The 20,125-nt window shown below is 56.1% G+C and carries 19 protein-coding genes; 12 read left to right on the top strand and 7 right to left on the bottom strand.

Features of this window, described 5'->3' with window-relative positions:
* Positions 1 to 176: 176 nt before the first annotated feature.
* Positions 177 to 449, bottom strand: coding sequence for a DUF883 family protein (locus ACNQ0T_RS03485; protein ID WP_003857263.1), 273 nt, complete (start codon positions 447 to 449; stop codon positions 177 to 179).
* A gap of 186 nt (positions 450 to 635) precedes the next feature.
* Positions 636 to 1,241 (bottom strand): hypothetical protein, encoded by a 606-nt coding sequence (locus tag ACNQ0T_RS03480; RefSeq protein ID WP_023300068.1) that lies wholly within the window; start codon positions 1,239 to 1,241, stop codon positions 636 to 638.
* A 243-nt stretch (positions 1,242 to 1,484) separates the two neighbouring features.
* On the opposite strand from ACNQ0T_RS03480, the gene ACNQ0T_RS03475 reads away from it, so the two are divergent.
* From ACNQ0T_RS03475 to ACNQ0T_RS03465, 3 genes are all read left to right on the top strand, one after another.
* On the top strand, positions 1,485 to 1,760 hold the full coding sequence (locus tag ACNQ0T_RS03475; RefSeq protein ID WP_003857256.1) for a metal/formaldehyde-sensitive transcriptional repressor: 276 nt from the start codon (positions 1,485 to 1,487) through the stop codon (positions 1,758 to 1,760).
* 32 nt (positions 1,761 to 1,792) lie between these two features.
* Positions 1,793 to 2,911 carry an S-(hydroxymethyl)glutathione dehydrogenase/class III alcohol dehydrogenase gene (locus ACNQ0T_RS03470; RefSeq protein WP_017693450.1) on the top strand — a complete coding sequence of 373 codons (1,119 nt, stop codon included), beginning with the start codon at positions 1,793 to 1,795 and terminating at the stop codon, positions 2,909 to 2,911.
* 159 nt (positions 2,912 to 3,070) lie between these two features.
* Complete coding sequence (locus ACNQ0T_RS03465; RefSeq protein WP_417929576.1) at positions 3,071 to 4,762, top strand: methyl-accepting chemotaxis protein; 1,692 nt, start codon at positions 3,071 to 3,073, stop codon at positions 4,760 to 4,762.
* 41 nt (positions 4,763 to 4,803) lie between these two features.
* Here ACNQ0T_RS03465 and ACNQ0T_RS03460 read toward each other — a convergent pair whose 3' ends face one another.
* A complete protein-coding gene (locus ACNQ0T_RS03460; RefSeq protein ID WP_038416030.1) occupies positions 4,804 to 5,727 on the bottom strand; it encodes a LysR substrate-binding domain-containing protein in 924 nt (307 codons plus the stop codon).
* A gap of 227 nt (positions 5,728 to 5,954) precedes the next feature.
* Between ACNQ0T_RS03460 and ACNQ0T_RS03455 the strand changes: the two genes are divergently transcribed.
* Positions 5,955 to 7,298 carry a VOC family protein gene (locus tag ACNQ0T_RS03455; protein WP_063147347.1) on the top strand — a complete coding sequence of 448 codons (1,344 nt, stop codon included), beginning with the start codon at positions 5,955 to 5,957 and terminating at the stop codon, positions 7,296 to 7,298.
* 42 nt (positions 7,299 to 7,340) lie between these two features.
* The gene (locus tag ACNQ0T_RS03450; RefSeq protein WP_063147346.1) at positions 7,341 to 8,846 is read left to right on the top strand and encodes a carboxylesterase/lipase family protein; all 1,506 of its coding nucleotides are present in this window, start codon (positions 7,341 to 7,343) and stop codon (positions 8,844 to 8,846) included.
* Here ACNQ0T_RS03450 and ACNQ0T_RS03445 read toward each other — a convergent pair.
* A complete protein-coding gene (locus tag ACNQ0T_RS03445) occupies positions 8,833 to 9,675 on the bottom strand; it encodes a LysR family transcriptional regulator (RefSeq protein ID WP_022648076.1) in 843 nt (280 codons plus the stop codon). The genes ACNQ0T_RS03450 and ACNQ0T_RS03445 overlap by 14 nt on opposite strands.
* A 113-nt stretch (positions 9,676 to 9,788) precedes the next feature.
* Between ACNQ0T_RS03445 and ACNQ0T_RS03440 the strand changes: the two genes are divergently transcribed.
* Positions 9,789 to 10,958 (top strand): pyridoxal phosphate-dependent aminotransferase, encoded by a 1,170-nt coding sequence (locus tag ACNQ0T_RS03440; RefSeq protein WP_023306171.1) that lies wholly within the window; start codon positions 9,789 to 9,791, stop codon positions 10,956 to 10,958.
* 10 nt (positions 10,959 to 10,968) lie between these two features.
* On the top strand, positions 10,969 to 11,742 hold the full coding sequence (locus ACNQ0T_RS03435) for an ABC transporter substrate-binding protein (RefSeq protein WP_023300074.1): 774 nt from the start codon (positions 10,969 to 10,971) through the stop codon (positions 11,740 to 11,742).
* Positions 11,743 to 11,823: 81 nt separating this feature from the next.
* Here the strand turns inward: ACNQ0T_RS03435 and ACNQ0T_RS03430 are convergent, their stop codons facing one another.
* Positions 11,824 to 12,069, bottom strand: coding sequence for a hypothetical protein (locus ACNQ0T_RS03430; RefSeq protein ID WP_324286424.1), 246 nt, complete (start codon positions 12,067 to 12,069; stop codon positions 11,824 to 11,826).
* Positions 12,070 to 12,099: 30 nt separating this feature from the next.
* Between ACNQ0T_RS03430 and ACNQ0T_RS03425 the strand changes: the two genes are divergently transcribed.
* Both ACNQ0T_RS03425 and rimL read left to right on the top strand, forming a co-directional pair.
* Positions 12,100 to 13,755, top strand: a complete 1,656-nt coding sequence (locus ACNQ0T_RS03425) for a glucan biosynthesis protein D (RefSeq protein ID WP_063139086.1) — start codon at positions 12,100 to 12,102, stop codon at positions 13,753 to 13,755.
* Between the two features lie 105 nt (positions 13,756 to 13,860).
* A complete protein-coding gene (rimL, locus tag ACNQ0T_RS03420; RefSeq protein WP_045622776.1) occupies positions 13,861 to 14,400 on the top strand; it encodes a 50S ribosomal protein L7/L12-serine acetyltransferase in 540 nt (179 codons plus the stop codon).
* Here rimL and ydcK read toward each other — a convergent pair.
* The gene (gene ydcK, locus ACNQ0T_RS03415; protein ID WP_155018885.1) at positions 14,395 to 15,375 is read right to left on the bottom strand and encodes a YdcK family protein; all 981 of its coding nucleotides are present in this window, start codon (positions 15,373 to 15,375) and stop codon (positions 14,395 to 14,397) included. The two genes, rimL and ydcK, sit on opposite strands and share 6 nt — an antisense overlap.
* 121 nt (positions 15,376 to 15,496) lie before the next feature.
* On the opposite strand from ydcK, the gene tehA reads away from it, so the two are divergent.
* Entirely contained in the window at positions 15,497 to 16,492 is a 996-nt protein-coding gene (gene tehA, locus ACNQ0T_RS03410; protein WP_058646658.1) for a dicarboxylate transporter/tellurite-resistance protein TehA, read from the top strand.
* Positions 16,492 to 17,085, top strand: a complete 594-nt coding sequence (gene tehB / locus ACNQ0T_RS03405; protein ID WP_023300079.1) for a tellurite resistance methyltransferase TehB — start codon at positions 16,492 to 16,494, stop codon at positions 17,083 to 17,085. Before tehA ends, tehB begins: the two co-directional genes overlap by 1 nt.
* Here tehB and pepT read toward each other — a convergent pair.
* Positions 17,082 to 18,311 (bottom strand): peptidase T, encoded by a 1,230-nt coding sequence (gene pepT, locus ACNQ0T_RS03400; RefSeq protein WP_417929573.1) that lies wholly within the window; start codon positions 18,309 to 18,311, stop codon positions 17,082 to 17,084. The two genes, tehB and pepT, sit on opposite strands and share 4 nt — an antisense overlap.
* A gap of 111 nt (positions 18,312 to 18,422) precedes the next feature.
* Here pepT and ACNQ0T_RS03395 point away from each other — a divergent pair, with 111 nt between their 5' ends.
* Complete coding sequence (locus ACNQ0T_RS03395; RefSeq protein WP_417929632.1) at positions 18,423 to 20,018, top strand: ABC transporter substrate-binding protein; 1,596 nt, start codon at positions 18,423 to 18,425, stop codon at positions 20,016 to 20,018.
* Positions 20,019 to 20,125 lie beyond the last annotated feature (107 nt).

Below are 20,125 nucleotides of genomic sequence, written 5' to 3'. Positions count from 1 at the left end.
ACAAACAATTTTGTAACATCACTGGCATCGAATTTATACTATCCGGTCAAATCTGTACATCTAAATTGTACAAGTTTTTCGTGCAGTTCGGGGATTTGTCAGAAGAACTATCAAAATTAGGGGGGAAGAGAGGGAGAAAAACGTGGGGAAAAGAAAAGGCCCCGGAGGGCCTGAAATTATTTCCGTCCCAGCAGAAGTCCCAGAACGATGCCTACCGCACCCGCAGCGATTAAGCCCGTTAACGGGTTATTTCTGACGGCTTCAGTAACATCCGAGACGGCATCACTGGCCTGAGCAGCATATTTTTTCGCTGCACCTTTCACCTGATGTTTAGGGGAATCAACGAATTCACCAAACTGCTGCTGTGCAGAGCCGGATAATTCATCAAGTTTGTTTTTGGCTTTATCGCCAGCGTATTGTGCATTTTTATCAGTGTCGAAATCAGACATTCTAGCCTCCTTTTGTTGATAGTCTAAGGATAGACGCTGATGGCAAGAGTGAGAGAGAATTCGCTGAAATCGACGCCTGAGTACCTCTTTTTAGGATATGTCTTTCTTACATGTCCACCATAACGCCCTAAGGATGGAGTGGATAAATATTTCCCTCGCCGTCTCTGTCTACGTAGCGGGAAGAGACTATTTCTCTCGTGCGTTAGCGCGAAAGGTAATGTAATAGCCAAGGGATGCGGCCAGGCACAGCATATAGCCGAACGATTCCGAACCTTCCTCCACGGCGTTTTTCACGACACGCATATAGCCATGCTCCAGAATGGCGTGCCACAGCACTTGCATTCCAAAGAGACGGGAGAAGACCAGTACAGCCAGCAGGCCGCTCAACAGAATACCGTACCAGGGGGATTGCGTGTATTTTGCCAGCTGTTCCAGGGTAGTGCGAAAATGCATAACGGGGCGAATTATAGCCAGCAGAGCGGTAATCAGCGCGAACCACACCCAACTCCCATGAGAAATGAGGTCAAAAAGCGCGTCCAGTTCACGAATTAACATCGTCAGGAAAAAACCGCCAACCAGTATATTACAGTAACGCATGGATTCATCCATTTTCGCCAGACGAAAATGGAGAAACACGATAGTCGCTAATACCGTTTCCTGCATGATTTCGGTCAGTGATAATTCCGGAATATCATGGCCGACAAACCGCATATCAACCCAAAGACAAAGTATAATAAGCGCGCATGCGACCGCCGCGCCAACAAAGAATAAAAAGCTCTTTAGTACAATCATTAACACCACCATTTTGTTTGTAGCAGTATGTTAGGTGACGAGAATGTTATTTCTGTTCACATCGTGCCATATAAGTGCTGAATTTTAACATTACGAGCTAAATAGGATTCGTAGCGGCCAGAATAAACCCTAAATATCTTTTGTTCCTTGCCGGCGATGTGCTCATTGCAGCGTCTCTATCTTGTGGTTTACAGGGCAATAACATACGAGGTACCATACCCCCCTATAGTATCAGGAGGGCGTATGCCGCATTCACCCGAAGATAAAAAACGTATTCTGACCCGCGTCCGCCGCATTCGAGGCCAGGTTGATGCCCTTGAACGCGCCCTGGAGTCGGGCGATCCCTGTCTCGCCATTCTGCAGCAAATAGCCGCCGTGCGCGGTGCTGCCAATGGCCTGATGGGTGAAATGGTTGAAATTCACCTCAAAGATGAGCTGGTGACGGGGGAGACCACCCCGGATCAGCGGGCAGTGCGGATGGCGGAAGTCGGCCATTTGCTGCGCTCTTATCTAAAATAAACCCACACACCTCACAACAAGGGAAAGACATCATGAAATCTCGCGCAGCTGTCGCGTTCGGCCCAGGCCAGCCGCTGAAAATCGTTGAAATTGATGTTGCTCCGCCGAAGAAAGGCGAAGTGCTGATCAAAATTACTCACACCGGCGTCTGCCATACCGATGCGTTTACCCTCTCCGGTGACGATCCGGAAGGCGTATTCCCGGCGGTGCTCGGCCACGAAGGGGGCGGTGTAGTGGTGGAAGTGGGTGAAGGCGTTACCAGCCTGAAGCCCGGCGACCATGTGATCCCGCTCTACACCGCAGAGTGCGGCGAGTGTAAGTTCTGCAAATCCGGCAAAACTAACCTCTGTCAGGCCGTGCGCGCCACGCAGGGCAAGGGTCTTATGCCGGACGGCACAACCCGCTTCTCCTATAACGGCGAGCCAATCTATCACTACATGGGGACCAGCACCTTCAGCGAATACACGGTGTGCGCCGAGATCTCACTGGCGAAAGTTAACCCGCAGGCCCCGCTGGATAAAGTCTGTCTGCTCGGCTGCGGTGTCACCACCGGTATCGGCGCGGTGCATAACACGGCGAAAGTGAAAGAGGGTGATACCGTGGCGGTGTTCGGCCTGGGCGGGATCGGTCTGGCGGTCATCCAGGGCGCGGTACAGGCGAAAGCTGGGCGTATCATTGCTGTGGATACCAACCCGGAGAAATTTAAGCTCGCAGGTGAGATGGGTGCGACCGACTTCATCAACCCGAAAGACTACGACAAACCGGTTCAGGACGTGATCGTTGAGCTGACCGACGGCGGCGTGGACTTCAGCTTCGAATGTATCGGCAACGTCAACGTGATGCGCTCAGCGCTGGAGTGCTGCCACAAAGGCTGGGGTGAGAGCATCATTATCGGTGTGGCCGGCGCGGGTCAGGAGATTAAAACCCGTCCCTTCCAGCTGGTGACAGGGCGCGTATGGCGCGGGTCGGCATTTGGCGGCGTGAAAGGCCGTACACAGCTGCCGGGCATGGTTGAAGATGCGATGGTCGGCAAAATTCAGCTCGACCCGTTCATTACGCACCGCCTGCCGCTGGAGCAGATCAACGAAGCTTTCGATCTGATGCACGAAGGAAAATCCATTCGTACCGTCATCCATTTCGGCGACAACTGATTATTCTGCCAGCGGTTTTTCCCGCTGGCATTTCTTCCCTGATCTTCTCTAAAGTGTGACCTGTCTGGCGCTTTTAGGCGTAATCTAATTCCCCGCTGTGCCGATGACTCTTTTACAGGCGTGTTTTTACGCATCTTACCTATAAGAGAGTCGACGGTCATGGACAACACAACATCGATGCAGGCGCAGCACAAGCTGAGTTTCTTGCATCACATCCGGCTGGTTCCGCTGTTTTCCTCCATTCTCGGTGGCATTATTCTCCTGTTTGCCTTGAGCTCGGGTCTGGCAGGCTATTTCCTGCTCCAGGCCGATAACGATCAGCAGGATGTCACAGCAGAAATCCAGGTGCGCACCGGTCTGTCAAACAGTTCCAACCATTTACGCACCGCCCGTATCAACATGATCCACGCGGGGGCGGCGAGCCGCATCGCGGAGATGGAGGCGATGAAGCAAAACATCGCTGAGGCTGAGATCCGCATCAGGCAGTCGCAGGATGGATTTGCCGCCTATATGAAGCGCACCGTTCGCACTCAGGCTGATGAAGCGCTGGATGGCGATCTGAAAGCCCGCTATGACGCCTACATCGCCGGTATGCAGCCGATGCTGAAATATGCCAAAAACGGCATGTTTGAAGCCATTATCAACCATGAAAATGAGACCGCGCGTCCGCTGGACGATGCCTATAACGCGGTGCTGCTGAAGGCGATAAAAATCCGCACCGAACGCGCCAACGCACTGACGGCGCAGGCTCACACCCGCACCCGGCTGGGGCTGATGTTTATGTTCGGCGCGTTTGGCCTGGCGCTGGCGCTGGCGGTGATCACCTTTGTGGTGCTGCGCCGTACGGTGATAAACCCGCTTCAGCGAGCCGCTACGCGTATCGAAAATATCGCGAAAGGCGATTTAACCATGCCGGACGAACCGACCGGGCGCAGCGAAATTGGCCGCCTGACGCGCGATCTGCAAACAATGCAGCACGCGCTGGTGGCAACCGTGGGCACGGTGCGGCAGGGGGCGGAGGAGATTTACCGTGGAACCAGCGAGATCTCCGCGGGTAATACCGATCTCTCATCCCGAACCGAACAGCAGGCGGCGGCCATCGAACAGACGGCGGCCAGCATGGAGCAGCTCACCGCGACGGTGAAGCAAAACGCCGATAACGCGCATCATGCGAGTAAACTTGCAGAAGATGCCTCCGGTAAGGCCAGCCGCGGGGGGCAGATGGTCTCCGGCGTGGTGAAAACCATGGGTAATATTTCCACCAGCTCGAAGAAGATCTCTGAAATTACCGCCGTGATTAACAGCATCGCGTTCCAGACCAATATTCTCGCGCTCAATGCGGCGGTCGAGGCGGCGCGTGCGGGTGAACAAGGACGCGGCTTTGCGGTCGTGGCGAGTGAAGTCCGCACCCTGGCAAGCCGCAGCGCGAACGCGGCGAAAGAGATTGAAAGCCTGATTAATGAATCGGTATCGCTTATCGATCAGGGTTCCGGGGAGGTGGTTGCGGCGGGCAATACCATGAATGAGATCGTCGAGGCGGTTAAACGCGTCACCGATATTATGCTGGAGATTGCGGCCGCGTCTGATGAGCAGAGCCGCGGCATTGTTCAGGTGAGCCAGGCGATTTCCGAGATGGATAAGGTGACGCAGCAGAATGCCTCGCTGGTGGAAGAAGCCTCTGCGGCGGCGGCCTCGCTGGAAGAGCAGGGCGCGCGTCTGACGGAAGCCGTTGGCGCGTTTCGTCTCAACGGGGCGCGCGCAGGACGGACTACAGCCGCCGCAACCGCAGCAAAACCCGCGCCTTTAACCCCGGCGGCGGCCGTCTCAGGTGATAACTGGGAAACGTTCTGAGTAAGACAGACCCGCCCTCGCGGCGGGTTCTGCGTTCAGGATCAGAGAGGCATTGACTTACGAATGGCGCTTAACAGCGTTTGGGCGCCTTCAGAGAGCGGGGCATCTACCCGCGTCAGGATCCCAATGGGTTCTCCTGCGCCGGGTGAGGTTACCGGCAGCGCGGTGAGCACGCCGCGTCGCAGATCGTCCTTCACCGCGCCGGACGGCACAAACCACACGTAGTCATAATCCACCGTCAGCTGGCGCGAAAGAGACGCCGAGAGCGTTTCAATACACCCTGAAGGCAGCGTGCAGCCCTGCATTTGCAGCAACGCTTCCGCATTCTGACGCGGAACCGTTCCTTTCGGGGAAACTACCACCGGCCACTCCATTACGCGGCTTAATGTGACGGTATCCTGCAACAGGGGATGATTCGGACGCACGACCAGCTTCAGTGATTCCAGGAACAGCAGCTCGTAATTCAGGCCGCTCATCAGTTCCGGATCGGACATCCGGCCAATGCCCAGATCGAGCTCCCCTGACTTCAGGCCCGCCAGCAGCATGGTGTTATTCATGGTCGCGACCTGAAGCGTGGCGTGCTTTTGCTGGCGGTGGAACTGGCCGATCGCCGCAGGCAATATGCCCAGCGCCGCCGTTGGCAGTGCCCCCACGCGCACGATGTCGCGGGCCTGCTCTTCTTTACGGTTTAAGGCCTGACCGGCGGTATTGAGGGCATCAAGAACTTTAACGGCATGCGTCAGGAACTGTTCGCCTACGAGCGTAAGCTGAGCGCCCAGACGGCCGCGGTCGAACAGACGGGTTCCGGTAAGCTGTTCCAGTTCGTTCAGCGTTTTGGATAGTGCAGGCTGACTAAGGTTAAGGGTTTCAGCCGCTCGCCCCAGCGTTCCCTGTTGAGCGACGGCCACAAATGTATGCAAATGGCGCAAGCGTATGCGCTGACTGAACAGACCATTTTTTTCCATAGGCGATGTTAAAAACAGAGCGACGCGGGTGACAAGTTAAGTTGTTTGAATTTGATAACCTGATAGCAAAATATTTTTAACATTTGATCTGTTTGAGTTACAACTGTTTTTCAAAAACGCCCATGCTTTGACCACTCGTCTGCCTGGATCACAATTTGTAAATTCTTCCCAACGAAAAGAACGGGCTTCTCTACACTCCAGGTAGTATTCACTGGAGGCATGACATCATGGCGAACACCATCACGGCTGATGATATTCGGGAACACTTTTCGCAGGCTATGTCGGCGATGTACCAGCAGGAAGTTCCGCAGTACGGCACCTTGCTGGAACTGGTGGCGGACGTTAACCTGGCGGTTCTGGAAAATAACCCACTTTTACATGAACAACTGGCAAATGCAGACGAACTGGCGCGCCTGAATGTTGAACGTCACGGTGCGATCCGCGTTGGCACCGCGCAGGAGCTTTCCACCCTGCGCCGGATCTTCGCCATTATGGGCATGTACCCGGTCAGCTACTACGATCTCTCCCAGGCGGGCGTGCCCGTCCACTCGACGGCGTTTCGTCCGACTGACGATGCGGCGCTCTGCCGTAATCCGTTTCGCATTTTTACCTCGCTGCTGCGCCTGGAGCTGATTGAAAACGTTGCGCTGCGCGAAAGGGCGGCAGAGATCCTCTCCCGGCGCAACATCTTTACGCCGCGCTGCCTGGACCTGATCGACCTGCATGATGTACAGGGACACTTTACCGAGGCACAGGCGCGCGAATTTGTGCAGGAAGCCTTAGAAACCTTCCGCTGGCATCGCCATGCGACGGTCGATCAGGAAACCTATCTGGCGCTTAGCAACGAACATCGCCTGATTGCCGACGTGGTCTGTTTCCCAGGGTGCCATATCAACCATCTCACGCCGCGCACGCTGGATATCGACCGGGTACAGGAACTGATGCCGAATTACGGCATTGAGCCGAAAATCCTGATTGAAGGCCCGCCACGCCGCGAGGTGCCGATCCTCCTGCGCCAGACCAGCTTTAAGGCGCTGGAAGAGCCGGTGCTTTTCGCGGGAGAACACAAGGGTACGCATACCGCGCGTTTCGGTGAGATTGAGCAGCGGGGCGTGGCCCTTACGCCGAAAGGACGCGAGCTGTACGACCGTCTGTTAAATCAGGCCGGGACCGGCAAAGACAACCTGACCCATCAGCTTCACCTGCGCGAGATCTTCAGCACCTTCCCGGACAGCGAAATGTTCCTGCGCCGTCAGGGGCTGGCTTATTTCCGCTACCGTCTGACTCCGACAGGTGAGGCGCATCGCCACGCGTTTCGTCCCGGCGACGATCCGCAGCCGCTGATCGAACGCGGCTGGGTTGTGGCGCAGCCGATCACCTATGAGGATTTTCTGCCCGTCAGCGCGGCGGGGATTTTCCAGTCGAATCTTGGCAATGAAACGCAGGCGCGCAGCCACGGCAATGCCAGCCGCAATGCCTTCGAAGCCGCGCTCGGCTGTGCGGTGTACGACGAGTTTACGCTTTACGAGGAGGCGGAAGCGCGCAGCAAACAGCGTTGCGGTTTGCTCTGAAACCGTTACTCTGCAGGGGTGTGATGGAAAAAGAAGGTTGGTATGGAAAATCCCTCCGCCCCTGTGGTTGAAACGCGCCAGGGCGCACTAATTGGTTCTACTGAAGGCGATACCCATGTGTGGTGTGGCATTCCTTATGCGGCACCGCCGGTTGGCCCGTGGCGCTGGCGCTCCCCACGCCCCCCTGCACGCTGGGATGGCGTGCGTCCGGCGACGGCATTCTCCGCCTCCAGCTGGCAGAGCAGCGAAAGCTGTCAGGAGCTGGGCGGCGGCGATCCTGGCCAATTCTCTGAAGACTGCCTGTACCTTAACGTCTGGTCGCCAGTCGCACGCGCCGATCCGCTTCCGGTGATGGTCTGGCTGCACGGCGGAGGATTTACCCTCGGCGCTGGCGGTCTGCCTCCGTATAACGGCAGGGCGCTGGCGAAGCGCGGTACGGTGGTGGTGACAATTAATTACCGTCTCGGCCACCTCGGCTTTTTTGCCCATCCGGCGCTGGAGGGGGAAGAAGAACGCGTGGTGCATAACTTTGCGCTGCTCGATCAGATCCAGGCCCTGGAATGGGTGCGCGATAACATTGCCGCGTTCGGCGGCGATCCTGAGAACATCACCGTATTTGGCGAGTCGGCCGGTGCGCGCAGCGTGCTGTCGCTGATGGCTTCTCCGCTTGCGGGAGGACTGTTCCATAAAGCCATTGTGCAAAGCGGGTACACGCTGCCCGACACCCCGCGCGAGCAGGCCATGCATAAAGGCGAAGTGATTGCTGCCCATTTTGGCCTGCAAAATGCCACCGCGGAACAGTTGCGCGCGATCCCGCCTGAGGCGTTCTGGCCGCTAACCTCGCCACTGAATATCGCCCCTGCGCCCATCGTGGGTGACTGCGTTTTGCCTGAGGCCATGCTCGATGTCTTTTTCGCTGCCCGTCAGCATTCAGTACCGGTGATGATTGGGTCAAACAGCGACGAAGCCAGCGTGATGTCGGTGTTCGGGGTCGATCTTGCCGGGCAGATCCAGAAGCTCCGTCGCGAGCGGCGCTTTGGCCTGGGGCTGATCAAGCTGCTTTATCCGGGCGTGAAGGGCGATGAGGAACTCGGCAGGCAGGTTTGCCGCGACATGGCCTTTACCACCATGGGATACGTGGTGATGCAGGCGCAGCAGCGGGCAGGCGGCCTGTGCTGGCGATACTGGTTTGATTATGTGGCCGAAGCGGAGCACGCGACGTATACCAACGGCGCCTGGCACGGTAACGAAGTGCCCTACGTGTTCGATACCCTTGGGCAGGTGGAACCCTCGCGGCAGTATGTAAATGAACGCGATCTGGCCTTCGCCGCTCAGGTGGCGGACTACTGGGTGAGCTTCGCCCGGGATGCGGGAGCACGCGATAGCCTGGTGGGGCCCACGCGCTGGCCCGCCTGCCGGAAAGGGCGGGACGTGTTGTTGCGCATCGGTGTGAATAAACATGCAGGTTTTCGGCTTGAAAACCGTTTTATGCGTGCCCGTATGAGCCTCTTCAAACGGGTAATGAAACACCACGTCAGCCTCGACTGAGCAGACAGGCACGAAACGCATCCAGCCCGTTCTCCGGGTCGGGTGCGTCGCGTAACACCAGCCGGTAGCTCGCCCCCGTCTTTATGCTCGTATCATAAGGCCGCATCAGCCGTCCGGCGCGCACGTCCTCCTCCACCAGCGTTTCATCCGCAATGGCGATGCCCAGCCCCTGAATGGCGGCGGTAATGGCCAGATCCATGGTTTCAAAGTGTTGATTTTTGAGCATAGCTGGCGCCGGACGCGGCTGTTTCGCCAGCCACAGCGTCCAGTCCGTTTTATCCCGCGTGGGGTGAAGGAAGGTGAGTGTTTCCAGCGCAGAACCGGCCCGCAGCGGGCTCATCACCGGGGTTAAGGCCTCTTCGAACAGCAGATCGCCGGCGCTCATGTGCGTTCCAAACACAATCGCCGCGTCATAGGATTCGGTTTTGAAATTGACGTTATGATCGGTGGTAGTGGTCAGCGCAATCTGGAGCTCCGGCTGTTCGCGCTCGACCTGTAACAGACGCGGTACCAGCCAGCGCATCGCGCAGGTAGGCGCTTTCAGTCGAATTACGGTCTGGTGCGTCCGCGCCTGTTCAGCAACGTTAAGCAGGTGCTCAAACGCAGATTGCAGTTCCGGCAGCAGGGCGCTTCCCTGTGAAGAAAGACGCAGGCCGCGAGCATGGCGTTCGAACAGCGGGAAGCCGAACCAGCTTTCCAGCGAGGCAATTTTGCGGCTTACCGCCCCCTGCGTCAGACAAAGCTCCTTCGCGGCATGGGTAAGATTCAGGTGACGCGCGGTCACGATAAACGTCTCTACGGCATTAAGCGGAAATGAACGACGCGACATATCTCACCTTAGCTATGCGTTTTTGTCATGGCTATTATGACAACAATTCGATTGTCCCGGCAATCAAGTTATTGTTTGAATAGTTATGCATTCACCACGAGAAGGGACAGAGGATGACTTTGAAAACGCCGGTGCAGACCCGCTCTAAATTGCCCGATGTAGGAACCACCATTTTTACCGTTATCGGCCAGCTTTCAGCCCGGCATAACGCCATCAACCTTTCTCAGGGTGCGCCGAATTTTTCCTGCGACCCAAAACTTATCTCCGGCGTCACTCGCGCCATGGAGTCAGGGCATAACCAGTATGCCTCCATGACCGGGCTGCAACCGCTCAGAGAGCGCATCGCGGACAAAATTGCCACGCTCTATGGCACCCGCTATGACCCGGCGAGTGAGGTACTGGTGACCGCCAGCGCCAGCGAAGGGCTTTACTCAGCCATCAGCGGGCTGGTTCATCCTGGCGATGAGGTGATCTATTTCGAGCCCTCCTTTGACAGCTATGCGCCGATTGTCCGTCTGCAGGGGGCGACGCCGATCGCTATTAAGCTGACGGTACCGGATTTTGCCGTGAACTGGGATGAAGTACGCGCGGCTATTACCCCGCGCACGCGGATGATCATCGTCAATACGCCGCACAACCCGAGCGGACAGGTGTTTTCAGCCGCCGATCTGCACCAGCTGGCAGCGCTGACGCGCCACACCGACATCATCATTTTGTCTGACGAAGTGTACGAGCACGTCGTTTTTGATGGCGAACCGCACCATGGGATGGCAACGCACCCGCAACTGGCGGAGCGCAGCGTGATTATTTCTTCTTTCGGAAAAACCTATCACGTCACCGGCTGGCGCGTGGGTTATTGTGTGGCGCCCGCGGAGCTGATGGATGAAATATGTAAGGTCCATCAATTTTTAATGTTCTCGGCCGATACGCCGATGCAGTACGCGTTTGCCGAACACATGACCGATCCGCAAACCTGGCTGTCGCTGGCGGCGTTTTATCAGCGCAAGCGCGATCTGCTGCAAAGTTTGCTCGCCGACTCACCGTTCAGGCTGCTTCCGAGTGCCGGTTCGTTTTTCCTGCTTGCGGATTACAGCGGCTTTAGCGACGAGCGCGACAGCGAGATGGTGAAAAGGCTGATTGTTGAGTACGGGGTTGCCACCATTCCGCTGTCAGCGTTTTATGCCGATGGCACGGACAATAAACTGATCCGTCTCTCTTTTGCGAAAGATGAGGCGACGTTACGGGCAGGTGCCCAGGCCCTTTGTCGGGTTACACCACGTTAAGGAATTTGAGATGAAATTACGCGCGTTAGTTGTCGGCATAGGACTGCTGTGTTCATTCTCGTCGTTTGCTGCTACCGAGTTGCGATACGGGCTGGAAGCGGAATATCCGCCGTTTGAAAGCCGCAATGCCTCAGGGGAGCTGGAAGGATTTGACGTAGAACTGGGAAATGCCATCTGTAAAGCCGCCGCGCTGAAGTGCAGCTGGGTAGAAACCTCGTTTGATGCGTTGATTCCCGGTCTGCTGGCGAAAAAGTTCGACGCCATAAACTCGGCGATGAACATCACCGAACAGCGTCGTAAGAGCATTGATTTTACCCAGCCCATCTACCGTATTCCCTCCCAGCTGGTGGGCAAAGCCGGTTCTGCGGTAGAGGCCACGCCGGAAGGGCTGAAGGGCAAAACCATCGGCGTTCTCCAGGGTTCAATTCAGGAAACCTACGCCAAAGAGCACTGGGAAAAGCACGGTGTCACCGTGGTGTCTTATAAAGATCAGAATATGGCCTGGGGAGATCTGCTGAATGGCCGCATCGATGCCTCGCTGGTCATGTCAGCGGCCGGGCAGGCAGGTTTCCTCAGCAAGCCGCAGGGCAAAGGGTTTGGCTTTATCGGCAAACCGGTGTCGGACGACACCATCCTCGGCAGTGGGATCGGCTTTGGGCTGCGTAAGGGGGATGAGGCCACCAAAAAGCAGCTTGATGCCGCAATTGATAAAGTACGTGCCGACGGCACGATCGCTAAACTGGCTGATAAGTACTTCCCGGGTATCGATGTCAGCGTAAAATAACCGCCTCGTTGGTCCCGGCTGTCGATGTCCAGCCGGGACACTTTTAAATACACTTCATCCTTCAGGCTGCCTCTGCGTTGGCTACGTCTGTTCACCCCGGTCACTTACTTGAGTAAGCTCCTGGGGATTCTCAGACTTGCCGCCTTGATCCAGCATGAATGATTTAGTGTATTTACTGTTTTTTACACCACTTTCAGGCCGTTCTGGTCGACAGAAAATATTTCTCGGTTTGTTCAGATAATCATCCGCCAACAATTGGATTCTTAACCGTTTTTGTTTAGGCTGTGCGTTCTTTCTTGCCGTCATTTCGCTGCGCGCGAAACTCATTCACACGACCATAAGGACGTTTTCTCAGGCATGAATCGCAGACGTTTTCTCAAAGGTTCCCTGGCAATGGCTGCCCTGAGCAGCACTTCTGGCCTTGCTTCTCTGTTTTCCCAGGCGGCGTATGCTGCTGACTCCGACATTGCCGACGGTCAGAGCCGTCGCTTTGACTTCTCTGTTCTGCAATCCATGGCGCACGATCTGGCGAAAACCCCGTGGGGTGGTGCGCCGCGTCCGCTGCCGGAAACGCTGGCCACCATGACGCCGCAGGCGTACAACGCCATCCGTTACGATGAGAAACAGTCGCTGTGGAATAACATTGAAGGTCGCCAGCTGGACGCCCAGTTCTTCCATATGGGGATGGGATTCCGCCGCCGCGTGCGCATGTTCTCGCTGGATCAAAGCACCTCTCAGGCGCGTGAGATCCACTTCCGTCCAGAGCTGTTCAGCTACGGCGATACGGGCGTGGATACCAAACAGCTTGAAGGTCAGAGTGACCTCGGCTTCGCCGGATTCCGCGTCTTTAAAGCGCCCGAACTGGCGCGACGCGATATCGTTTCGTTCCTGGGCGCGAGTTACTTCCGCGCAGTGGATGATACCTACCAGTACGGCCTTTCCGCGCGCGGGCTGGCGGTGGATACCTTTACTGACACCCCGGAAGAGTTCCCGGATTTCACCTCCTTCTGGTTTGAAACCGTTAAGCCGGGCGATACCACCTTTACCGTCTATGCGCTGCTGGACAGCCCGAGCATTACCGGTGCCTATAAGTTTGTGATCCACTGTGAGAAGAGCCAGGTGATCATGGACGTCGAAAACCATCTCTATGCGCGCAAAGACATCAAGCAGCTCGGCATCGCGCCGATGACCAGCATGTTCAGCTGCGGCAACAACGAACGCCGCATGTGCGACACCATTCATCCGCAGATCCACGATTCAGACCGCCTGGCAATGTGGCGCGGTAACGGAGAGTGGATCTGCCGACCGCTGAACAACCCGCAAAAGCTGCAATTTAACGCTTATCTGGATAAAAACCCGAAAGGCTTTGGTTTGTTGCAGCTTGACCGTGATTTCTCCCATTACCAGGACGTCATGGGCTGGTATAACAAGCGACCAAGCCTGTGGGTCGAGCCGCGCAACAACTGGGGTAAAGGATCCATCGCCCTGATGGAGATCCCGACAACCGGCGAGACGCTCGATAACGTGGTCTGCTTCTGGCAGCCGGAAAAACCGGTGCAGGCGGGTGATGAACTGGACTTCAAATACCGTCTCTACTGGAGCGCGCAGCCGCCGGTGCGTTCACCGCTGGCAAACGTCTACGCTACCCGTACCGGTATGGGCGGCTTCCCGGAGGGCTGGGCGCCTGGTGAAAATTACCCGAAAGTGTGGGCCCGTCGCTTTGCCATCGACTTCGTCGGGGGCGATTTGAAGGCCGCCGCACCGAAGGGCATTGAGCCGGTGATCACCCTGTCCAGCGGTGAAGCGAAGCAGGTGGAGATCCTCTACGTCGAGCCGTTCGACGGGTATCGCATTCTGTTTGACTGGTATCCAACCTCTGACTCCACCGAGCCGGTCGATATGCGTCTGTTCCTGCGCTGTCAGGGCGACGCCATCAGCGAGACCTGGCTGTACCAGTATTTCCCGCCCGCGCCGGACAAACGTAACTACGTTGACGACCGGATCATGCGTTAGTCCTTATGGGTTTGTGCCGGGTGGCGGCTTCGCCTTACCCGGCCTGATCCGGACGCATTTGTAGGCCGGGTAAGCGTTAGCGCCACCCGGCAATTAAGAGGCACTATGTCTTCAGAAATTATCCCCGTAACCCAGGAAATCGAGCTTCGCGCCGTCGAAGAGCGCTATACCACCGATCTGCATAACCTCGTTATTAAAAACAAAACCTGGCTGCAAACCGCCTTCGACTGGGCGCAGCATGTCGGCACTGAAGAGGACACGCGCCGTAACGTGCAGAGCAACCAGATGCTGCACCAGCGCGGCTACGCCAAAATGTTCCTGATTTTCATGAAGGACGAGCTGGTGGGCGTGCTTTCTTTTAACGCGATAGAGCCTGCGAATAAGGCCGGGTACATCGGCTACTGGCTTGACAAAGCGCATCAGGGGCAGGGCATTCTCTCTCAGGCGCTACAGGCGTTTATGCGCTATTACGTTGAGCGCGGCGAGATCCGCCGCTTTGTGATCAAATGTCGCGTGGCTAACCATAACAGTAACCGCGTGGCGCAGCGCAACGGTTTTACGCTGGAAGGTTGTTTGCGGGAAGCGGAAATGCTCAACGGCCGCTTCGATGACGTAAACCTGTACGCCAGGTTATTCCCGCTATAGCGCCCCCAGCAGCGGCGTCCGGGTGATCCGCGTGTCACCGTTGATCACTTTGGCTCCCCGGACGTGAATGCTTTCACCCTCCAGCGCCTCGATCGCCGCATCGTCTGTCATCTCCACCTGATGCTCAATCAGGACATCGCCGCTGATACGCGCTCGCCCCTGAATAACGACCTTGTCATCAATCAGGATCGGCCCGCCGCGTAACCACGCCTCGCCACCAATCAATACGTGGTGTTTAATCACGCAGTTACCTTCGACGAGGGCGTTTTCCGCGACCTGTGAACTGTACCGCACGGTCGGGATCGCATCATCCTCTAAACCGGCCAGCAGGCGGGCGTTGCCGTACACTTTGGCGCAGTCGCACACCCAGACGTTATTAAGCGCGTTGCCCTCAAGAATGGCGCGGTCAAACACCTCCGCGCGGTGCTCAACAAAGGCCCAGGTCACCATGGCATCGCCGTAGATTTGCGCCTGATGCACAATACGCGACTGGCTGACCGTGGCTCTGTCGTAAATCTGCAGGATCTGCTCACGGTCGGGTGTCAGCCCTTTGGCTGCAATCACCATGCTGTTATGCAGCACCCGCGCGTCACCCGCGATACGGCATTCCCCGCGTACGGTGGAGTGCTGGATAGTGACGTTGTCACTTATTGACGCGCCGTGACTCACCTCTGCCGCGTCAAGCCAGCTGTTGCCGCCTACGAGTGCGCGGTGGCTTACGATGCAAGGTTGGGTGAGGCGGGCGTTGCCGGATATCCTGGCCCCGGCAAACACCACGCTGTTTTCATCATAAACCCAGCAATCCCCGTCCTGGACGAGCGCGTGTTCATCCTCAACCCAACCACCTTTTGTCCCGCTGGTCACATCGTTAAAATCCTTTGCGGCAATTATCTGTCTGAGTAGGGTTGTGCACGGCGTTGATCCGTCCTGCCAGCGCCAGAGACGGGTTTCATTGCTAAGCCTGTATTTTGTCATCGTGTTTTCCCTGAAAAGCCATTCACTAAACGTAGCAAACTTTTGGCGTTTCGAAGTGCTGGCGTCTGCACGGTAAACCCCTTAAAATGGCATTTAAAATACATTTTAAAGTTTAAAAAAAATGCATAACCAAGACCAACGCGTTCTTAACTTGCCCGCCGGTTATTTCGGTATGGTTCTGGGTACCATAGGTATGGGGTTCGCCTGGCGTTATGCCGGTACTATCTGGCCGGTGACGCGCTGGCCGGGCGAGATCCTGGTGGCGCTGGCGGTGGCGATCTGGTTCCTGCTGAGCGTGGCGTTTCTTACCCGTGCGGTACGGTTTCCACATAGCGTGCTGGCCGAGATGCGGCATCCGGTAATGAGCAGTTTTGTCAGCCTGTTTCCTGCCACAACGCTACTGGTGGCCATTGGCTTTGTGCCGTGGTGCCGACCGGTGTCGCTGGTGCTGTTTAGCGTAGGCGTGGTGATCCAGCTTGCGTATGCCGCCTGGCAAAGCGCCGGGCTGTGGCGCGGTAAGCATCCGGAAGAGGCCACGACGCCGGGACTGTATCTGCCGACGGTGGCGAACAATTTTATCAGCGCCATGGCCTGCGGTGCGCTGGGTTTCCACGATGCGGGGCTGGTGTTCCTTGGTGCCGGGGTCTTTTCCTGGCTGAGCCTCGAGCCGGTCATTCTGCAACGCCTGCGCAGCGCGGGCGAACTGCCCGCGGCGCTTCGTACTTCGCTCGGGATCCAGCTTGCGCCTGCCCTGGTGGCTTGTAGCGCCTGGTTTAGCGTCAACGGCGGCGAAGCGGACACCTTCGCCAAAATGCTTTTCGGCTATGGTCTGTTGCAACTCCTGTTTATGCTGCGTCTGATGCCGTGGTATCTGTCGCAGCCGTTCAACGTGTCGTTCTGGAGCTTCTCGTTCGGGGTGTCGGCGCTGGCGACCACCGGTTTACATCTGGGGCAGAGCAGTCCGTCAGGGTTCTTTCATGCCCTCGCGGTTCCCCTGTTTATTTTCACCAACATCATCATCGCGATGCTGCTGGTCCGTACTTTTATCTTGCTGATGCAGGGCAAACTTCTGGTGCGCGCTGATAAGGCACTGCTAATGCAATCTGAGGAAAAATAATGACTGTCGATGAAAACTACTTTACTGAGAAATATGGGCTGACCCGCACGCACTCAGAGGTCCTGCTCAGCGCGGACATTGTTAAGCCGGGAAAAACGCTCGATCTCGGTTGCGGAAATGGCCGTAACAGCCTCTACCTCGCTGCCAACGGCTATGACGTGACGGCGTGGGATAAAAACCCGATGAGCATCGATAACATCGAACGCATTAAGGCGGCGGAAGGGATCGCGAATCTGCAAACGGCGATAAAGGATCTGAACAACCTGACCTTTGACGGCGAATACGACTTTATTCTTTCCACCGTCGTGTTGATGTTTCTCGAAGCAAAAACCATCCCTGGTCTTATCGCCAATATGCAGCGTTGCACTAAGCCAGGCGGCTATAACCTGATCGTTGCCGCCATGGATACGGAGGACTATCCGTGTACCGTCGGTTTCCCGTTTGCCTTCAAGACCGGTGAACTGAGCCACTACTACGAAGGCTGGGAGCTGATCAAGTACAACGAAGAGGTGGGGGAACTCCACCGTACCGATGCCAACGGGAACCGTATCAAGCTGCGCTTCGCCACCATGCTCGCACGCAAGCCCGCTTAACGCGCGGCCAGCAGACAGAGTTGCAGGGCCGTGCGACAGGAGGCCTCGAACGACGACAGCGGTAAAAACTCAAACTTTGAGTGGAAGTTATGGGCGCCGGTGAAGAAGTTCGGGGTGAGCAAGCCTTTGGCTGACAGGGCCGCCCCGTCCGTGCCACCGCGCATGGGGATCGGTTTTGGGGTGATACCGAGCGATTCCATCGCCTCGAACATCAGGTCGATCGCGCGGCGGTCTTCGCCAATCGCATTGCTGATATTGCTGTAGGTATCTTCAATGCGATACTCCACGTTTGCCGTGGGATGCTGCGCAGCAATCCGCGCTGCCACATCGGCAATTTGCTGCTTGCGGGCGGCAAAACCCTCTTTGTCAAAATCACGAATGTTGGCTTTCAGCACCGCTTCGTTTTGCCCGGCCAGGATGCCGTTAAACCAGATATAACCTTCGCGCCCCTCGGTGCATTCCGGGGTTTGCTGGCGATCGAAATGGCTGATGAAATCCGTTGCCATCAGCAGCGGGTTGACCAGCACCCCTTTGGCGGACATCGGGTGCGCCGTGACGCCGGTAAAGCGAATTTCAGCCGCCGCCGCGTTAAAGTTCTCGTAAACAATTTCCCCCAGCTCGCAGCAGTCGATGGTCCAGGCAAAATCGACGTCGAAGCGCTTCAAATCCAGCGCTTTCGCGCCACAGAGACCAATCTCTTCATCGGGCACAAACGCCACCACAATATCGCCATGCTTATGTTCAGCGGTGAGGTTTTCCAGCACCGTCATGACCACGGTGACGGCCGCTTTATTATCTGCGCCTAATACGCTGGTTCCGTCGCTGAAAATAATCTCCTCATCAGGATAAGCCAGAATTTCCGGGTGCTCATTTACGCGCAACCAAATATCTTTTTCTTTATTCAGGCAGAGATCATCTCCCGTAAAGGTTAATATTTGTGGATGAATATCCGGGGATAAACCGACGTCAACGGTATCGATATGGGTAATAAAACCAATCCGCGGCGCGCCGGGAATATTGCCTTTTTTCACGGCGGTAACGGTGGCGAACTCATCAATCACAATATCGTCTAACCCCAGCGTTTCCAGCTCCTTCGCCAGCTCCCGCGCCATGTCGTGCTGGCCCGGGGTGGAGGGCAGGGTTTTGACTTTCGGGTCGCTCTGGCTGGTGATGGCGAGATAGCGGAAAAAGCGTTGGGTTAATTGTCTGGAGAGTTCTGAGCCCATAGTGTTTCCTTCTGTATTTATTTTTCATGTGTTTGCGCCATCACTTTAATGTTATTTATGAAATGGCAAAAGAAGTAATTAGCCGTCGAATTAAAAAGACAGGAATAAATGATGAAAAGCACATTCACAATGATAACGCTGGCGCTTGCTGCGCTGACGGTCAGTTCCACCGTCGCGGCAAAAACGCTGGTGTATTGCTCCGAAGGATCGCCGGAAAATTTCAATCCTCAGCTCTATACGTCGGGGACCAGCGTGGACGCCAGCGCCGTACCGGTTTATAACCGTCTGGTCGATTTCAAACCGGGCACTACCGAACTGGTGCCGAGCCTGGCGGAAAGCTGGGAGGTGAGCGAGGATGGTAAGGTCTACACCTTCCACCTGCGCAAAGGGGTGAAATTCCACAGTAATAAACTGTTCACGCCGACGCGCGACTTCAACGCGGATGACGTGATTTTCTCGTTTATGCGCCAGAAGGATGTGAATCATCCCTACCATAACGTCTCCAACGGCAGTTATTCCAACTTCGAAAGTCTGGAGTTCGGCAGCCTGATTACCGCCATTGATAAGGTTGACGATCGCACCGTGCGCTTCACCCTGGCGCACCCGGAAGCGCCGTTTGTTGCCGATCTGGCGTGGTATTTTGCCTCCATCCTGTCGGCGGAGTATGCCGATGCCATGCTTAAAGCGGGCACGCCTGAAAAGGTCGATATGCAGCCGATTGGCACCGGGCCGTTTAAGCTGGCGCAATATCAGAAGGATTCCCGCATCCTTTTTACCGCCTTCCCGGACTACTGGCAGGGAAAATCGAAGCTGGATCGTCTGGTGTTCACCATCACGCCGGACGCCTCGGTGCGTTTTGCCAAAGTCGAGAAGAATGAGTGCCAGGTGATGCCGTTCCCAAACCCGGCGGATCTGCCGCGTATGAAGGCTAACAAAGAAATCAACCTGATGAGCAAGGCCGGTCTGAATACCGGTTTCCTGGCATTTAACACGCAAAAGCCGCCGCTGGATAACGTAAAAGTGCGCCAGGCGCTGGCGATGGCGATTAACAAACCGGCCATCATTGAGGCGGTCTTCCACGGCACCGGCACGGCGGCGAAAAACCTGCTGCCGCCTGGCGTCTGGAGTGCCGACAGCGAGCTGAAAGACTACGATTACGATCCAGAAAAAGCGAAAACGCTGTTAAAGGAGGCGGGATTTGCCAACGGCGTAAGCATCGATCTGTGGGCTATGCCCGTGCAGCGGCCGTATAACCCGAACGCGAAGCGTATGGCTGAAATGATCCAGGCGGACTGGGCGAAAGTAGGCGTGCAGACCAAAATCGTGACCTACGAATGGGGCGAATACCTGAAGCGCGTGAAGGGCGGGGAGCATCAGGCTGCGCTGATGGGCTGGACAACGGCGACGGGCGATCCAGATAACTTCTTCGGACCACTGTTTACCTGTACGTCCGCCAACGGCGGGTCGAACTCGGCCAAATGGTGCTATAAGCCGTTTGATAACCTGATTGCCGAAGCAAAATCGATAACCGATCGCGAAAAACGCGTGGCGCTGTACAAGCAGGCGCAGCAGATGATGCACGATCAAATGCCGGCGGTTATGATTGCCCACTCGACCATTTTTGAGCCAGTCAGAAAAGAGGTCACGGGCTATGAAATCGATCCCTTCGGCAAACATCTGTTCTGGCAGGTAGATTTAAAACAGTAATATTTTTCTGCCCGGATCCGGTCCGGGCACTATTTTCACAATTTGTGCCTTCCCCGTCATTTTTTGCCACAACATTTCCCTCTGTTTTTTGTTATAACTTCAAGTGC

This window comes from Enterobacter cloacae complex sp.6700776, from assembly GCF_048284255.1.
Lineage (GTDB): Bacteria > Pseudomonadota > Gammaproteobacteria > Enterobacterales > Enterobacteriaceae > Enterobacter > Enterobacter intestinihominis.
This window is presented reverse-complemented; position numbering and strand designations above follow the sequence as displayed.

What these genes read in the sequence shown, in the direction of transcription:
- pepT (WP_417929573.1), bottom strand. Translation starts at nt 18,311, where the DNA reads ATGGGCTCAGAACTCTCCAGACAATTAACCCAACGCTTTTTCCGCTAT.
- ACNQ0T_RS03485 (WP_003857263.1), bottom strand. Translation starts at nt 449, where the DNA reads ATGTCTGATTTCGACACTGATAAAAATGCACAATACGCTGGCGATAAA.
- ydcK (WP_155018885.1), bottom strand. Translation starts at nt 15,375, where the DNA reads ATGACAAAATACAGGCTTAGCAATGAAACCCGTCTCTGGCGCTGGCAG.
- ACNQ0T_RS03395 (WP_417929632.1), top strand. Translation starts at nt 18,423, where the DNA reads ATGAAAAGCACATTCACAATGATAACGCTGGCGCTTGCTGCGCTGACG.
- ACNQ0T_RS03430 (WP_324286424.1), bottom strand. Translation starts at nt 12,069, where the DNA reads ATGAGTTTCGCGCGCAGCGAAATGACGGCAAGAAAGAACGCACAGCCT.
- ACNQ0T_RS03450 (WP_063147346.1), top strand. Translation starts at nt 7,341, where the DNA reads ATGGAAAATCCCTCCGCCCCTGTGGTTGAAACGCGCCAGGGCGCACTA.
- ACNQ0T_RS03475 (WP_003857256.1), top strand. Translation starts at nt 1,485, where the DNA reads ATGCCGCATTCACCCGAAGATAAAAAACGTATTCTGACCCGCGTCCGC.
- rimL (WP_045622776.1), top strand. Translation starts at nt 13,861, where the DNA reads ATGTCTTCAGAAATTATCCCCGTAACCCAGGAAATCGAGCTTCGCGCC.
- ACNQ0T_RS03465 (WP_417929576.1), top strand. Translation starts at nt 3,071, where the DNA reads ATGGACAACACAACATCGATGCAGGCGCAGCACAAGCTGAGTTTCTTG.
- ACNQ0T_RS03480 (WP_023300068.1), bottom strand. Translation starts at nt 1,241, where the DNA reads ATGATTGTACTAAAGAGCTTTTTATTCTTTGTTGGCGCGGCGGTCGCA.
- tehA (WP_058646658.1), top strand. Translation starts at nt 15,497, where the DNA reads ATGCATAACCAAGACCAACGCGTTCTTAACTTGCCCGCCGGTTATTTC.
- tehB (WP_023300079.1), top strand. Translation starts at nt 16,492, where the DNA reads ATGACTGTCGATGAAAACTACTTTACTGAGAAATATGGGCTGACCCGC.
- ACNQ0T_RS03460 (WP_038416030.1), bottom strand. Translation starts at nt 5,727, where the DNA reads ATGGAAAAAAATGGTCTGTTCAGTCAGCGCATACGCTTGCGCCATTTG.
- ACNQ0T_RS03425 (WP_063139086.1), top strand. Translation starts at nt 12,100, where the DNA reads ATGAATCGCAGACGTTTTCTCAAAGGTTCCCTGGCAATGGCTGCCCTG.
- ACNQ0T_RS03445 (WP_022648076.1), bottom strand. Translation starts at nt 9,675, where the DNA reads ATGTCGCGTCGTTCATTTCCGCTTAATGCCGTAGAGACGTTTATCGTG.
- ACNQ0T_RS03455 (WP_063147347.1), top strand. Translation starts at nt 5,955, where the DNA reads ATGGCGAACACCATCACGGCTGATGATATTCGGGAACACTTTTCGCAG.
- ACNQ0T_RS03470 (WP_017693450.1), top strand. Translation starts at nt 1,793, where the DNA reads ATGAAATCTCGCGCAGCTGTCGCGTTCGGCCCAGGCCAGCCGCTGAAA.
- ACNQ0T_RS03440 (WP_023306171.1), top strand. Translation starts at nt 9,789, where the DNA reads ATGACTTTGAAAACGCCGGTGCAGACCCGCTCTAAATTGCCCGATGTA.
- ACNQ0T_RS03435 (WP_023300074.1), top strand. Translation starts at nt 10,969, where the DNA reads ATGAAATTACGCGCGTTAGTTGTCGGCATAGGACTGCTGTGTTCATTC.